At 34.0% G+C, this 13,275-nt stretch carries 10 protein-coding genes and 1 pseudogene; 9 read left to right on the top strand and 2 right to left on the bottom strand.

All coding sequences use genetic code 11. From position 1 onward, the window contains the following. Positions 1 to 238: 238 nt before the first annotated feature. Positions 239 to 3,322 carry a leucine--tRNA ligase gene (locus ACZZZT_RS04925; protein WP_463459608.1) on the bottom strand — a complete coding sequence of 1,028 codons (3,084 nt, stop codon included), beginning with the start codon at positions 3,320 to 3,322 and terminating at the stop codon, positions 239 to 241. A gap of 307 nt (positions 3,323 to 3,629) precedes the next feature. Between ACZZZT_RS04925 and ACZZZT_RS04920 the strand changes: the two genes are divergently transcribed. The 7 genes and pseudogenes from ACZZZT_RS04920 (at position 3,630) to ACZZZT_RS04890 (ending at position 10,671) form a co-directional block, all read left to right on the top strand. Further along, positions 3,630 to 3,977, top strand: a complete 348-nt coding sequence (locus ACZZZT_RS04920) for a winged helix-turn-helix domain-containing protein (protein WP_463459607.1) — start codon at positions 3,630 to 3,632, stop codon at positions 3,975 to 3,977. Positions 3,978 to 4,219: 242 nt separating this feature from the next. Continuing rightward, the gene (locus tag ACZZZT_RS04915; RefSeq protein ID WP_463459606.1) at positions 4,220 to 6,628 is read left to right on the top strand and encodes a TonB-dependent receptor; all 2,409 of its coding nucleotides are present in this window, start codon (positions 4,220 to 4,222) and stop codon (positions 6,626 to 6,628) included. Between the two features lie 684 nt (positions 6,629 to 7,312). Continuing rightward, positions 7,313 to 8,188 carry a cell division protein FtsX gene (locus ACZZZT_RS04910; protein ID WP_042564723.1) on the top strand — a complete coding sequence of 292 codons (876 nt, stop codon included), beginning with the start codon at positions 7,313 to 7,315 and terminating at the stop codon, positions 8,186 to 8,188. Between the two features lie 92 nt (positions 8,189 to 8,280). Continuing rightward, complete coding sequence (locus ACZZZT_RS04905; RefSeq protein WP_073397702.1) at positions 8,281 to 8,535, top strand: DUF3098 domain-containing protein; 255 nt, start codon at positions 8,281 to 8,283, stop codon at positions 8,533 to 8,535. Positions 8,536 to 8,628: 93 nt separating this feature from the next. Then, positions 8,629 to 9,425, top strand: a pseudogene (locus ACZZZT_RS04900) (undecaprenyl-diphosphate phosphatase). Next, complete coding sequence (truB, locus tag ACZZZT_RS04895; protein ID WP_463459605.1) at positions 9,425 to 10,120, top strand: tRNA pseudouridine(55) synthase TruB; 696 nt, start codon at positions 9,425 to 9,427, stop codon at positions 10,118 to 10,120. The pseudogene ACZZZT_RS04900 and the gene truB overlap by 1 nt, the downstream one beginning before the upstream one ends. A gap of 11 nt (positions 10,121 to 10,131) precedes the next feature. Beyond that, positions 10,132 to 10,671, top strand: a complete 540-nt coding sequence (locus tag ACZZZT_RS04890) for a hypothetical protein (RefSeq protein ID WP_463459604.1) — start codon at positions 10,132 to 10,134, stop codon at positions 10,669 to 10,671. 372 nt (positions 10,672 to 11,043) lie between these two features. On the opposite strand, the gene ACZZZT_RS04885 is transcribed toward ACZZZT_RS04890, so the two are convergent. Then, positions 11,044 to 11,661 (bottom strand): thioredoxin family protein, encoded by a 618-nt coding sequence (locus ACZZZT_RS04885; RefSeq protein WP_463459603.1) that lies wholly within the window; start codon positions 11,659 to 11,661, stop codon positions 11,044 to 11,046. Between the two features lie 183 nt (positions 11,662 to 11,844). Here ACZZZT_RS04885 and pyrH point away from each other — a divergent pair, with 183 nt between their 5' ends. Together pyrH and frr are read left to right on the top strand one after the other, a co-directional pair. Beyond that, positions 11,845 to 12,552: a UMP kinase gene (pyrH, locus tag ACZZZT_RS04880; protein WP_318804473.1), complete on the top strand. Its 708-nt coding sequence runs from the start codon at positions 11,845 to 11,847 to the stop codon at positions 12,550 to 12,552. 155 nt (positions 12,553 to 12,707) lie between these two features. Continuing rightward, entirely contained in the window at positions 12,708 to 13,271 is a 564-nt protein-coding gene (gene frr / locus ACZZZT_RS04875; RefSeq protein ID WP_042564729.1) for a ribosome recycling factor, read from the top strand. The last annotated feature ends 4 nt before the right edge of the window (positions 13,272 to 13,275 follow it).

Here is a 13,275-nt window from a genome sequence, read left to right as displayed (position 1 = left end):
GCATGGTGAAGTTTTGCCACGAATTACACGAATTAACACAAATAAAATTCGCGAAAATTCGTGTAATTCGTGGCAAAAAGAGCCAAATTTCCGCTTAACATATTATTTCCGCCACGAATTCACGAATTGATTTAAAAAATTCGTGAATTCGTGGCGGAAAAAAACTACGCAAAAAAATCCCAAACCCCAATCTTAAAATTGGAATTTGGAATTTAAAATATTTATAAATTGATTTTATTTAGATCACAAAGTTGATAACTCTTCCCGGAACAACAATAATTTTGTTTGGAGCTTTACCGTCTAATTGTTTTAAGGTTCTTTCGTCTTTCATAACAACTTCTTCGATTTGTTCTTTGGTTAAATCCAAAGGCAATTCGATTGTGAAACGCATTTTTCCGTTGAAAGAAACCGGATATTCCTTATTTGTTTCAACCAAATGTTTGGCATCAAAAACAGGAAAAGCAACCGTTGAAATTGATTCCTTATTTCCTAATTGCGACCATAATTCTTCAGCAATATGCGGTGCGTAAGGCGAAACCAAAATGGCTAATGGTTCTAAGATCGCTCTTGAATGACAATTTTGAGTTGACAATTCATTTACACAAATCATAAATTGAGAAACTGAAGTATTGAAAGAGAAACTCTCGATATCTTCTGCTACTTTTTTGATGGTTTTATGTAACGATTTTAAATTGTCTTTTGTTGGTTCGTCGTTATTTACGATTAAACCGTTATTTTCACCAAAATACAATCTCCATAATTTTTTAAGGAAACCGAATACTCCCGAAATCCCGGCAGTATTCCAAGGTTTTGCCTGCTCTAACGGGCCTAAAAACATTTCGTACAAACGTAATGTATCTGCTCCGTATTCAGCACAAATATCATCCGGAGTTACTACATTGTATTTTGATTTTGACATTTTTTCGACTTCGCGGCCAACGATGTATTTTCCGTTTTCATCAGTGATAAATTCAGCATCGGCATAATCTTCTCTCCATGCTTTGAATTTTTGAACATCTAATTCATCAGAAGAATTAACCAAAGAAACATCTGCGTGAGTTTTAATAATATTTACAAAAATGCCATCAAATATTCCCACAGTTTCAGGAAAAAATCCCTCTAACGCTTTATCTAATTTAGGAAAAGCTGAAGAAATTATAAGCTCTCCTGTACCAAAATTTGCAGAAGGAAACATTTGATTCTCTAAAAATGCTTTAGAAACATATATCTTATTATTATACTTTTCAATAAAATTTCTAATTTTTTTAACCTCATCAGAACTAAACTCTCTACCAGTAAATGCATTACTAAGGCCGTCACTCCAATCTTTTAAATCCAATCTATAAACAAAAGCACTAGTTCCCAAAATCATTCCCTGATTAATCAGTTTTTTGAATGGTTCTTCGGTTGGGGCGAAACCTTTGTCTTTTAAGAATTTATTCCAAAAACGAGAGTATAATAAGTGTCCGGTTGCGTGTTCGCTTCCGCCAATGTATAAATCTACGCTTTCCCAATAAGCCAAAGCTTCTTTGCTTGCAAATTCTTTTTCATTATGTGCATCCATATAACGCATCCAATACCAAGAACTTCCTGCCCAACCTGGCATGGTGTTCAATTCAAGAGGGAAAATTTCGAAATTATCAACCAAATCAGTATTAACAACTTCATTGTTTTTTGTATCCCAAGCCCAAATTGTTGCGTTTCCTAATGGAGGCAAACCATCTTCGGTTGGTAAATATTTCTCTACTTCCGGCAAAATAATCGGCAAATGTTCTACAGCGATCATTTTCGGCAATCCGTTTACATAATAAACAGGAAAAGGTTCTCCCCAATAACGCTGACGAGAGAAAACGGCATCACGCAAACGGTAATTTGTTTTTCCTGTTCCCTGCTCTATTTTTTCTAAAGCAGCAATTACTTTTTGAGTTCCTGTTTTGTAATCTAATCCGTTTAAGAAATCAGAATCTACTAATTGAAAACCTTCTTTGGCTCCAAAAGCAGCCTCAGAAATATCTTTATCAAAAATATTCTTGATTTCCGGCATTCCGTTTTGACCTTTAAAGAAATTAGCAAAAGCGTAATCTCTTTCGTCTCCACAAGGAACCGCCATTACAGCACCAGTTCCGTAACCTGCCAAAACATAATCTCCAATCCAAACCGGAATTGGTTCTTTCGTAAAAGGATGTTCTGCATAAGCTCCGGTAAATACTCCCGAAATGGTTTTTACATCGGCCATACGCTCACGCTCAGAACGTTTTGCCGTTTTTTCGATATAGGCATCAACGGCATTTTTTTGATCTGCAGTTACAATTTTAGCTACCAAATCGTGTTCTGGTGCCAAAGTCATAAAAGTTACGCCGAAAATGGTATCAGGTCTTGTGGTAAATACATCAATTACTTCATCATGATTTTTTACATTGAAAGAAACCATTGCACCAACCGATTTTCCGATCCAGTTTCTTTGTGATTCTTTGATAGATTCGCTCCAGTCGATATCATTTAAACCTTGCAACAAACGTTCTGCATAAGCAGAAATTCGCATGCTCCATTGGGTCATTTTTTTACGGATAACCGGAAATCCGCCACGCTCAGAAACTCCGTTTACAATTTCGTCGTTTGCTAAAACAGTTCCTAAACCAGGACACCAGTTTACTTCTGTTTCTGCCAAATAGGTTAATCGGTATTGCAATAATATTTTTTCCTGCTCATCTGCTGAAAATGCTTTCCATTCGCTTGACGAAAAACTTTGAATGTTATCATCAGATACGGCATTTACTTCTGCATTTCCTTCTTTTTCGAAAATAGCTGTCAAAGTCGAAATATCTTCGGCTCTGTTTGTTTCTTTATTGTACCATGAATTAAATAACTGAATAAAAATCCATTGTGTATGTTTGTAATAATCAGGATTTGAGGTACGTACTTCACGCGCCCAGTCAAATGAAAACCCGATTTTATCTAATTGTTTTCTGTATCCGGCAATTTGTTTTCCTTCTTTATCCACTCCACCGTCAATATTTACGCGTGTTGTATCTTCGGGACGCTGTCCTGTCTGAATCGCATATTGCTCTGCCGGCAAACCAAAACTGTCATAACCCATTGGGTGCAAAACATTGAAACCCTGATGTCTTTTGAAACGAGAATATACATCTGAAGCAATGTAACCCAGCGGATGCCCAACGTGTAATCCCGCTCCAGATGGATAAGGAAACATGTCTAACACGTAATGCTTCGGTTTTTCAGAATTGTTTGATGCAGCAAAAGTTTGGTTTTTAGCCCAATATTTTTGCCATTTTTCTTCGATTTCGTTTGGATTGTATTTCATTCTCTTTAAGGTTCAAAGGTTCAGAGTGACAAAGGTTCAAAGGTTTGTCACCGAATTAAGATCGCAAATTTACATTTATTGTAGATTGTACCAAAGCTATTTCGTTGACAAACAAATAAAAAAACACATTACTTATTTTTAATTACGTAAATATACTTATATTCGTGTTTTTATACTTAGATAAATTGCGTTTTCTGAATCATGAAGAAAAGTTCCGGAGGAACGACCAATATTGTAGGGCTGGATTTCAATCCAGCACAAATAAAGAATAATAGTGCTATTTTTGTAAGATCACTAAAAGAATAAAATGAGTAATAGCAAAAAATATTCTGTTGAAGTTCGCCTTTGGATTGAAGAAACTGAAGGTCCATTTCTGGGAATTGGGAAAATCTGGCTTTTAGAGAATATTCGAAAAACAGGATCTATTACCAATGCGGCAAAAGAAATGAAAATGTCCTATCGCCAGGCGTGGCAATTGGTTGAAGAAATGAATCAGCGTGCCGAAAGTCCGCTGGTAGAAAAACTTCTTGGCGGAAAAGGCGGTGGTGGCGCAAAACTGACTGAAGCCGGAGAAAAAGCGATTATTGTTTTTTATGAAGTCGAAAAACGCATTAAAGATTTTGCTTTAAAAGAAACCCAAAATTTAAAATTTTAAAACACCTTAATTTCATTTTAAAAAAACAAATAACCAAAACCATTTTTTATAACCATCAGTGTTCATTTTAAAACATACTGAAATTTATATTCTCTTATGAAACTAAACCTTTACACATTTCTGCTTTTGATAAGTTTAAAAAGCTTTTCTCAAACTCAAAATTCAAAAAAGAGCAGGACAGCATCAAAAAAGAAGATTTAAACGAAGTTGTGATTACGGCTTCCCGTCGATCTGAAAATATTATGCGTTCGCCGATAAGTATCGAGCAGTTAAAATCGGCGGAAGCCAAAAAAATGGGTTCTCCAAGTATTTATGAGGCATTAGAAAATGTAAAAGGAGTTCAGATTATTACGCCAAGTTTGGGTTTTAAAGTAATAAACACAAGAGGTTTTGCGAATTCGACCAACGTAAGATTTGCACAATTGGTTGACGGAATCGATAATCAGGCACCCCATTTAGGCGCGCCAATTGCAAATGCACTCGGCGCAAATGATTTGGATATTGATAAAATCGAAATTATTCCGGGAACGGCTGCGGCTTTGTACGGAATGAACGCTATTAACGGTTTAGCAAATATTCAAACCAAAAATCCTTTTGAATATCAGGGCGTAAGTATTCAGCAATTAACAGGCGTAAATCATGTTGGCAATGTTGATCGGTTTTCACCGAAAATTTATTCTCAGTTTAATTTAAGATTTGCAAAAGCTTTCAATGAAAAATTCGCATTCAAAATAAATGCTTCAACTACAGGCGGAACAGATTGGGTTGCTGATGACAGAACCGATTTGGCTCCAAATGCCAATGCTTCGACCAATTTATCCGGCGCAGATAATCCTGCTTATGACGAAGTTAATGGTTACGGAAATGAATCGGCAAACCGAAAAACTTTAAACTTAAACGGTAAAAATTATGTTGTTGCCAGAACCGGTTATCGCGAAACGGACATTACTGATTACGACATTAAAAATTATAAAGCCGATGTTGGTTTTTACTTTCGTCCGAAAAAAGGAAACGAACTTTCTGTTACTTATAAAACCGCATTGATTAATACTATCTATCAGCGTTCGAACAGATTTAGACTGGATGATTATACGTTGAACCAATTTGCGGTTGATTATCACACGCCTATTTTTCAGGTAAAAGCATACGCCACAACCGAAAATACCGGAAACTCATACAACCTTCGTTCTTTGGCAGAAAATATGGATCGCGCTTATAAATCAGATGATAAATGGTTTGCAGATTATTCAACCTCTTATAAAAATGCTATTACAGGCGGAGCAAGTATTGCCGACGCTCATAAAATCGCCAGATCACAATCTGATCAGGGACGTTTTGAACCGGGAACTCCGGCGTATGAAGCAAAAGAAAAAGAATTAATCGATATCAATAATTGGGATATTGGTGCGGCTTTGCGCGTAAAATCGACTTTGGTTCATGGTGAAGGTTTGATTAATTGGGACAAGGCTTTTGTTTCTTTCTTCGAAAAAATTGATGCTAAATTATTAAGCGGTTTCGATTACAGAAATTATATTATTGTTCCCGACGGAAATTATTTTATCAACCCAAAAAGTGCTACTGAAAATTTAACGTATCAAAAAACTGGGGCTTTTACACAGTTAACGAAAGACTTTTTCAATAGCAAATTACGTTTGGGCGCTACAGTAAGAATGGACAAATCTGATTATTTTGATGCAAAATTCACCCCTCAGTTTACAGCGGTTTATTCTCCAAAAGAAACGATCAATTTTAGGGCATCATATCAAAACGGATATCGCTTTCCGAGTATTTTTGAAGGATTTTCGAATGTAAATTCTGGCGGTGTAAAACGCGTTGGCGGTTTGAGGATTATGTCTGATGGTGTTTTTGAAAATTCGTATACCAAAGCATCGATTGATAAATTTCAGGCGCAGGTTAACACCGATGTAAACACAAATGGTTTAACTCAGGCACAAGCTATTGAAAAGAACAAAAACATGATTCAGAAAAACCCGTACACTTATCTGGAACCTGAATTTGTAAAATCTTTTGAATTTGGTTTTAGGGGAATAGCATTAAACAAAGATCTTTTTATTGATGCCGATTTTTATTACAACTCTTATAAAAACTTTATTGCTCAGGTGGAAGCCAGTACTGTTAATACAACAGATCAAACACAAATTCCAACGCTTTTATATTCGAGAACAACCCAAAATCGTTACCGTTTATGGACAAATTCTAAAAGTAAAATTTACAATTACGGCGGAAGTTTAGGTTTGAAATATAGAATTGATGAAACTTTTACGGCTTTAACAAATCTAACCTACACAAAATTGGACAGAACAGATGATAAAGACGGTCTTGAAGATGGTTTTAATACTCCTGAATTTAACGTAAACGGAACTTTAATTGCCAATAATATCTGGCGAAATCTTGGTGCGAGCGCGACGGCACGTTATCAAAACAATTTTGATTATGTTTCTTTTTTAGTTTCCGGAACTGTACCCGCTTATTGGTCTATGGATGCGCAAATCAATTATTATTTTCAAAAATCCGGTATTACTGCAAAATTGGGCGGAACTAATATTTTGAATAAACCCTATACTTCTATTCTTGGTGGCCCATCGATTGGGGGATTGTATTATTTGTCTCTCGTTTGGGAAACTTTTTAAGGTTCTTTCTAAGGTTCTAAGACGCTAAGATTCTAAGTTGCTAAGTTTTTTATCTGACTTTCAAAATACGTCTCCCAAGATTAAAACCTCGGGCTATGCTGAATAAAAAAATACAACATTAAAACATAGCCTGCGGTTTCAACCGCCGGAACACAACGCAAAATTCATCAAAATACGTCTCCCAAGATTAAAACCTCGGGCTATATTGAATAAAAAAATACAACATTAAAACATAGCCTGCGGTTTCAACTGCTGGAACACAACGCAAAATTCATCAAAATACGTCTACCGAGGTTAAAACCTCGGGCTATATTGAATAAAAAAATACAACATTAAAACATAGCCTGCAGTTTCAACCGCTGGAACACAACGCAAAATTCACCAAAATACGTCTCCCAAGATTAAAACCTCGAGCTATGCTGAATAGATAGATAAAAATTATAACATTAAAACATAGCCAACGGTTAAAACCGTTGGAGACGTACAAACAATCAAACTAACTTTACGATTTTGCCGAGATTAAACAGAAACAACTTTACGGTTAAATCGGCTTGCAAGATTTTTAATTCTTGATTTATTAAATCCTGAATCGTATCTTTATTGTACAAAAGTTAAAACTTTGGTCGTTATTAACTTTAAATAAAGAAATACTTTATTATTTTTACCACATAATTTAAGCATACTATGAGTTCTAACTTTGATAAATTTCAAAAGCGCAGGTTAATTTCCTCTTATTTTTCGGTTGTATTAAGTGTATTTCTGGTTTTATTCCTTTTGGGAGTACTGGGATTATTCATTATCAATTCTAAAAAACTGGCTGATGACTTTAAGGAAAAAATCGCGATGACGGTTTTCTTAAAAAACGAGGCCAATGATAGTGTAATAAAAGCTTTTAATACTGAATTGAAAAGAGCTCCTTTTGCAAGATCATATGTGTATGTAACCAAAGAAAAAGCTGCAAAAGAACATACTGATATTATCGGAGAAGATTTCCTTACTTTCTTAGGAGAAAACCCATTATTGAATTCTTTTGATATTCATTTAAAAGCAGATTATGTTGAAAGAGACAGTATCTTAAAAATTGAAAGCAAATTACGTCAAAACACCATGATTGAAGATATTGTTTATGACAAACAATTGGTAAATCTGGTAAACGATAATATCAAAAAAGTAAGTATGTGGATTTTGATTATCAGCGGTTTCCTTACTGTAATTGCTGTTTTATTAATCAATAGTTCATTACGTTTATCGATTCACTCTAATCGTTTTATTATTAAAACGATGCAAATGGTGGGCGCTACAAAATCGTTTATTCGTAAGCCATTTGTTATGCGAAGCGTAAAATTAGGAATCCTTGGCGCTGGATTAGCCATTGTTGCCTTGATTGCACTTTTACTTTATGTAGAAACAAATTTCCCTGGATTAGGAATTTTAGAAGACAAAATCTTAATAGGATTGGTTTTATTGGCCGTTTTCGGTTTAGGAATCTTAATTACATGGGTAAGCACGCACTTTGCAACACAACGTTTTCTAAATTTAAGAACAGACGATCTTTATTAATTTTAGATTTCTGACTTTAGATTTTAGATTTTTTAAAATAAAAACGCCTTCTCCCGAAGCTTCGGGACGCTCAGGCTGACAAAAAAATAGCAATGAAAAACAACAATAATACAGAACAACAACCACAAAAACAGGAATTTCTTTTTGACGGTATCAATTATAAAATTCTATTGATCGGAATTGGCGTTATCGCATTAGGATTTATTTTAATGTCTGGCGGAGGAAGCGATAATCCGAATGTTTTTAATGAAGATGTTTTTAGTTTTAGACGTATCCGTTTAGCTCCAACAACTGTTTTAATTGGTTTTGGAATCACGATTTATTCTATTTTCAAAAAATCTAAATAGACTTTCTTAGACTGCTTAGACAACTTAGATTTTTAGATCTTCTCTTCAAAAATCTGACATCTAAGAAGTCTAATAATCTAACAATCTAAATTAATGAATACATTACAAGCTATCATTCTTGCCATTATTGAAGGAATTACAGAATTCTTACCTGTTTCTTCAACTGGACACATGATTATTGCCTCTTCTTTTTCGGAATTGCACACGACGATTTTACCAAACTTTTTACGATTGTTATTCAGCTTGGCGCGATACTTTCGGTAGTTGTTTTATACTTCAAACGTTTTTTTCAAACACTTGATTTTTATTTTAAACTTTTGGTTGCGTTTATTCCGGCCGTAGTTTTAGGATTGTTATTAAGTGATTTTATTGATGGCTTATTAGAAAATCCGGTTACTGTTGCTGTTTCACTTTTAATTGGAGGATTAATTTTATTAAAAGTAGACGAATGGTTTAACAACCCAAATACAGCAGAAACATCTCAGGAAATTACTTATTTACAGGCATTAAAAATTGGATTATTTCAATGTCTTGCCATGATTCCCGGAGTTTCAAGAAGTGGTGCAAGTATTGTGGGCGGAATGTCGCAAAAATTATCAAGAACTACAGCAGCTGAATTTTCATTCTTTTTAGCAGTTCCTACAATGTTAGGAGCAACAGTAAAAAAATGCTACGACTATTATAAAGACGGATTCGAATTATCGCACGATCAGGTTAATTTGTTGATTATAGGAAATGTTGTTGCTTTTATTGTAGCGCTTTTAGCCATTAAAACCTTTATTGGTTTTTTAACTAAAAACGGTTTTAAAGTTTTTGGTTATTACCGAATTATCGCCGGAATCATTTTGTTATTGATTCACTTTTTCATTCATCCACTTACAATTATATAATGACACCTGAAGAATATTTAGACGGACAAGTTTTATTGATTGACAAACCTTTAAAATGGAGTTCGTTTCAAGCTGTCAATAAATTAAAATACCTTTTAATCAATAAAGTCGGGCTTCCTAAAAAGTTTAAAATTGGCCATGCGGGAACACTTGATCCTTTGGCAACTGGTTTATTATTGATTTGTACCGGAAAATTCACCAAAAGAATTTCTGAACTTCAGGGTCAGGCCAAAGAATATACCGGAACTTTTTATATCGGGGCCACTACTCCATCGTATGATTTAGAAACCGAAATCGACCAGACTTTTCCAACTTCGCATATCGACGAAGCTTTGATTCACGAAACGGTAAAACAGTTTTTGGGTGAAATTGACCAGAAACCACCCATTTTTTCAGCTATTAAAAAAGATGGTGTTCGTTTATACGAGCACGCACGCGCAGGAGAAACGATAGAAATTGAAAGCAGAAAAACCACAATTCATGAATTTGAAATTACAAGAATTGCACTTCCTGAAATAGATTTTAGAGTCGTTTGCAGCAAAGGTACTTATATTCGTTCACTGGCTTTTGATTTTGGAAAAGCCATGAATTCAGGATCACACTTAACTGTTTTACGCCGAACTAAAATTGGTGATTACGACGTTAAAAATGCGATTGATATTACTTTATTCGAAGAAAGCCTACAGCAAAACTAATCGTAAATCGTATGAAGAGATTTTTATTTGTGTTTATCATGATTTTACTAGCTAGTTTATCTGTTAATGCACAAAATAAAAAATTTACTTATCTTCAATTTGATATTTCTGCATCTTTGGCCGGAAATAATGAAAGATATGAATCAGAAGATTATCCCAACCAAAACAATAAAGATTGGTTTGTTCCTGATGGTTTGGGATCAAAAATTGGATATGGAATTCATTACAAAAAATGGATTATTTTAGGAATTCATAGTGGTATAGACTGGAAATGGGAAGATAAACTTGTGGCAGTTCCTGTATATTTAAATTTTGGTTTAAGTCCGAAAGTAGGCGAAAACACCATAATTACAGCGCAAGCCGGTTACGGAAAAGGATTTGCATTAGGGCGTGGAAATCTTAATGGAGAATATAGAAAGTTAAGAATTGGAATAGGTTCTGATGATTTTATTATTTTCATTGAAACTGCCCAATACGATATTATACTCCATAATCAAAAAAGCATAAACAGCATCAACTTAGGAATATCTGTCGTGAATTTTGATTTGTAAGTTTTCTTAAATGGAATTGAAATTTATTTAGAGAAACTCCAATAAATTAGAAACACATTACAAAAGGTAGTGCTATTGTAATGTGCCAACTCCTAAATTAATTGTTTTGGAAATTAATAGTGTGGTACATTTTTTCCGTCAAACAATAATCTCGAAAAAAAATCGTAAAATTTTTCGAATAACTTTTTCATAATAGTGGATTTTTAATAGTTCAACATTAAATAAACACCAATAAGAGTAAATCAAAAAATAATAATAGAAGTGGGTTTTCTTATTACTAAGATACAAAATTTTATATTAAAACCAAATATTTTAATAAATTTTATGATGGTACGACATTAACTATCAATATTCTACCTAAAACAGACAGTTTTACAGCCTATTGTATTTTATATTTTCCATAATCTGAACCAGTTCTTCCTGCACAGAAATTCCTTTATCTGCCAAATACCACAATTGCAAATCGGTTTTTATTTTTTCATCAATTACGCCAAATTCCTTTTTATAATTAATCATTAATTCGGAGGCGCCTTTTGGTCTTGGTCCCCAATCAGCACGAACAATTCCGGCTTCTTTACAAATTACAATTACTTTCGGGATTGCTCTACCGCCATTGGTTAGATACTGACTCATTAATTCGTCATTTTCATCTCTTAAAACAATCTTGAGGTCTATTTTTTTATCAGATGCCAAAGCCATTTTATTAAGTATCGGAAGTATTTGTGCCGCATCGCCACACCAGCCTTCAGAAATTACAAGCCAGATATAATGATTGTTTAAGTTTTGCAGCTTCGAAATAACGTCTTCAGAAATTTTAATGGTTTTTTCCAGTCGGTTCATTCTCGCTTCATTTAAACTGGTATAATGAGTGAGACTTTCTGATTGGTCGTTACCTGTTGATTTCCCTTGTGATAATAAATCTGTGACTAATTTTCGGTACTCAGGATAAGAATGACTGTTGAATAATCCTTTGGCTACAATACTTTTCATATTTCTTTCGTTTTGATACGATAAAAATACAAATTTTAAAAAGATGCAAGAATGACTTTTATCAGATTGAAGAGAAATAAATGTTCTTAAACTTAAAACTCAAAAGAACAAATTAATTTTTTTAAAACATTATTTTTAAAAATCAGAATATGTCTATATTTGCACAAATTAACGCAACAACACATGAAATATAAAAGAATTCTTCTAAAACTAAGTGGCGAAGCCTTAATGGGTGATTTACAATACGGAATCGACCCAAAAAGATTAGCCGAATATGCTGAAGAAATTAAGCAAATTCACAATAAAGGAGTAGAGATTGCTATTGTTATAGGAGGAGGAAATATTTTTAGAGGCGTTGCAGGTGCAAGTGCCGGTATGGATAGAGTACAAGGCGATTATATGGGTATGCTGGCTACTGTTATTAACGGAATGGCTTTGCAGGGTGCTCTTGAAGACAAAGGAATGAAGACACGTTTGCAAACTGCTTTAAAAATGGAATCTATTGCAGAGCCATATATTAAAAGAAGAGCAGATCGTCACCTTGAAAAAGGAAGAATCGTAATTTTTGGTGCCGGAACCGGAAATCCATATTTTACAACTGATACCGCAGCCGTTTTAAGAGGAATCGAAATTAATGCAGATGTTATCTTAAAAGGAACACGTGTTGATGGTGTTTATGATTCTGATCCCGAAAAAAATGCATCAGCAGTGAAATTTGATACTATTTCGTTTGATGATGTTTTGAAAAAAGGATTAAACGTAATGGATACAACTGCTTTTACATTAAGCCAGGAAAACAAATTGCCAATCGTTGTTTTTGATATGAACAAAATTGGAAACCTTTTGAAAATCTGCGACGGTGAAAATATCGGAACTGTAGTGAATATTTAGACTACTTGGATATTAGATTATTAGAATTTTTTAAATTCTGGTAATCTTTTTAAGAAAAAATAAAAAAAACAAAAACATATTAGTTAGTAAATTAGACGAAGCCTTTTTTAGAAACCTAAAAATCTAATCGTCTAGAAATCTAAAAATCTAAAAAAATGAGTGAAGAAATAGATTTTATTTTAGAAAGTACTGAAGAATCAATGAACGGTTCGATTGCGCATTTAGAAAAAGAATTCTTAAACATTCGTGCTGGAAAAGCTTCTCCGGCAATGTTGGGAAGCGTTTTCGTAGATTATTACGGATCTGCAACACCGCTTTCGCAAGTATCTAAAATTAGTGTTCCTGATGCCAGAACAATCACTTTACAGCCTTTTGAAAAAAACATGCTGCAAGTTATTGAAAAAGCGATTATGGTTGCCAATATTGGCTTTAATCCAATGAACAATGGTGACGTAATTATCATCAGCGTACCGCCGTTGACGGAAGAGCGCCGTAGAGATTTGGCTAAACAAGCAAAAGCTGAAGCTGAAGATGCTAAAATTGGTATTCGTAACTCTCGTAAAGATGCTAATACTGATATCAAAAAATTAGAAAAAGAAGGAACTTCAGAAGATGTTTGTAAATCTGCAGAAGAAGAAGTTCAAACCTTAACAAATAGTTTTATCAAAAAAATTGACGAATTATTGGCTGCTAAAGAAGCAGAAATCATGAAAGTTTAATTTT

It is taken from the genome of Flavobacterium sp. AC274 (genome assembly GCF_979258275.1).
Note: the sequence above shows the minus strand (reverse complement) of the source record. Positions and strands in the feature narration are given on the sequence as shown.

Coding starts and splice junctions, on each gene's coding strand:
- ACZZZT_RS04925 (WP_463459608.1), bottom strand. CDS start 3,322: ATGAAATACAATCCAAACGAAATCGAAGAAAAATGGCAAAAATATTGG.
- ACZZZT_RS04920 (WP_463459607.1), top strand. CDS start 3,630: ATGAGTAATAGCAAAAAATATTCTGTTGAAGTTCGCCTTTGGATTGAA.
- ACZZZT_RS04915 (WP_463459606.1), top strand. CDS start 4,220: ATGCGTTCGCCGATAAGTATCGAGCAGTTAAAATCGGCGGAAGCCAAA.
- ACZZZT_RS04910 (WP_042564723.1), top strand. CDS start 7,313: ATGAGTTCTAACTTTGATAAATTTCAAAAGCGCAGGTTAATTTCCTCT.
- ACZZZT_RS04905 (WP_073397702.1), top strand. CDS start 8,281: ATGAAAAACAACAATAATACAGAACAACAACCACAAAAACAGGAATTT.
- truB (WP_463459605.1), top strand. CDS start 9,425: ATGACACCTGAAGAATATTTAGACGGACAAGTTTTATTGATTGACAAA.
- ACZZZT_RS04890 (WP_463459604.1), top strand. CDS start 10,132: ATGAAGAGATTTTTATTTGTGTTTATCATGATTTTACTAGCTAGTTTA.
- ACZZZT_RS04885 (WP_463459603.1), bottom strand. CDS start 11,661: ATGAAAAGTATTGTAGCCAAAGGATTATTCAACAGTCATTCTTATCCT.
- pyrH (WP_318804473.1), top strand. CDS start 11,845: ATGAAATATAAAAGAATTCTTCTAAAACTAAGTGGCGAAGCCTTAATG.
- frr (WP_042564729.1), top strand. CDS start 12,708: ATGAGTGAAGAAATAGATTTTATTTTAGAAAGTACTGAAGAATCAATG.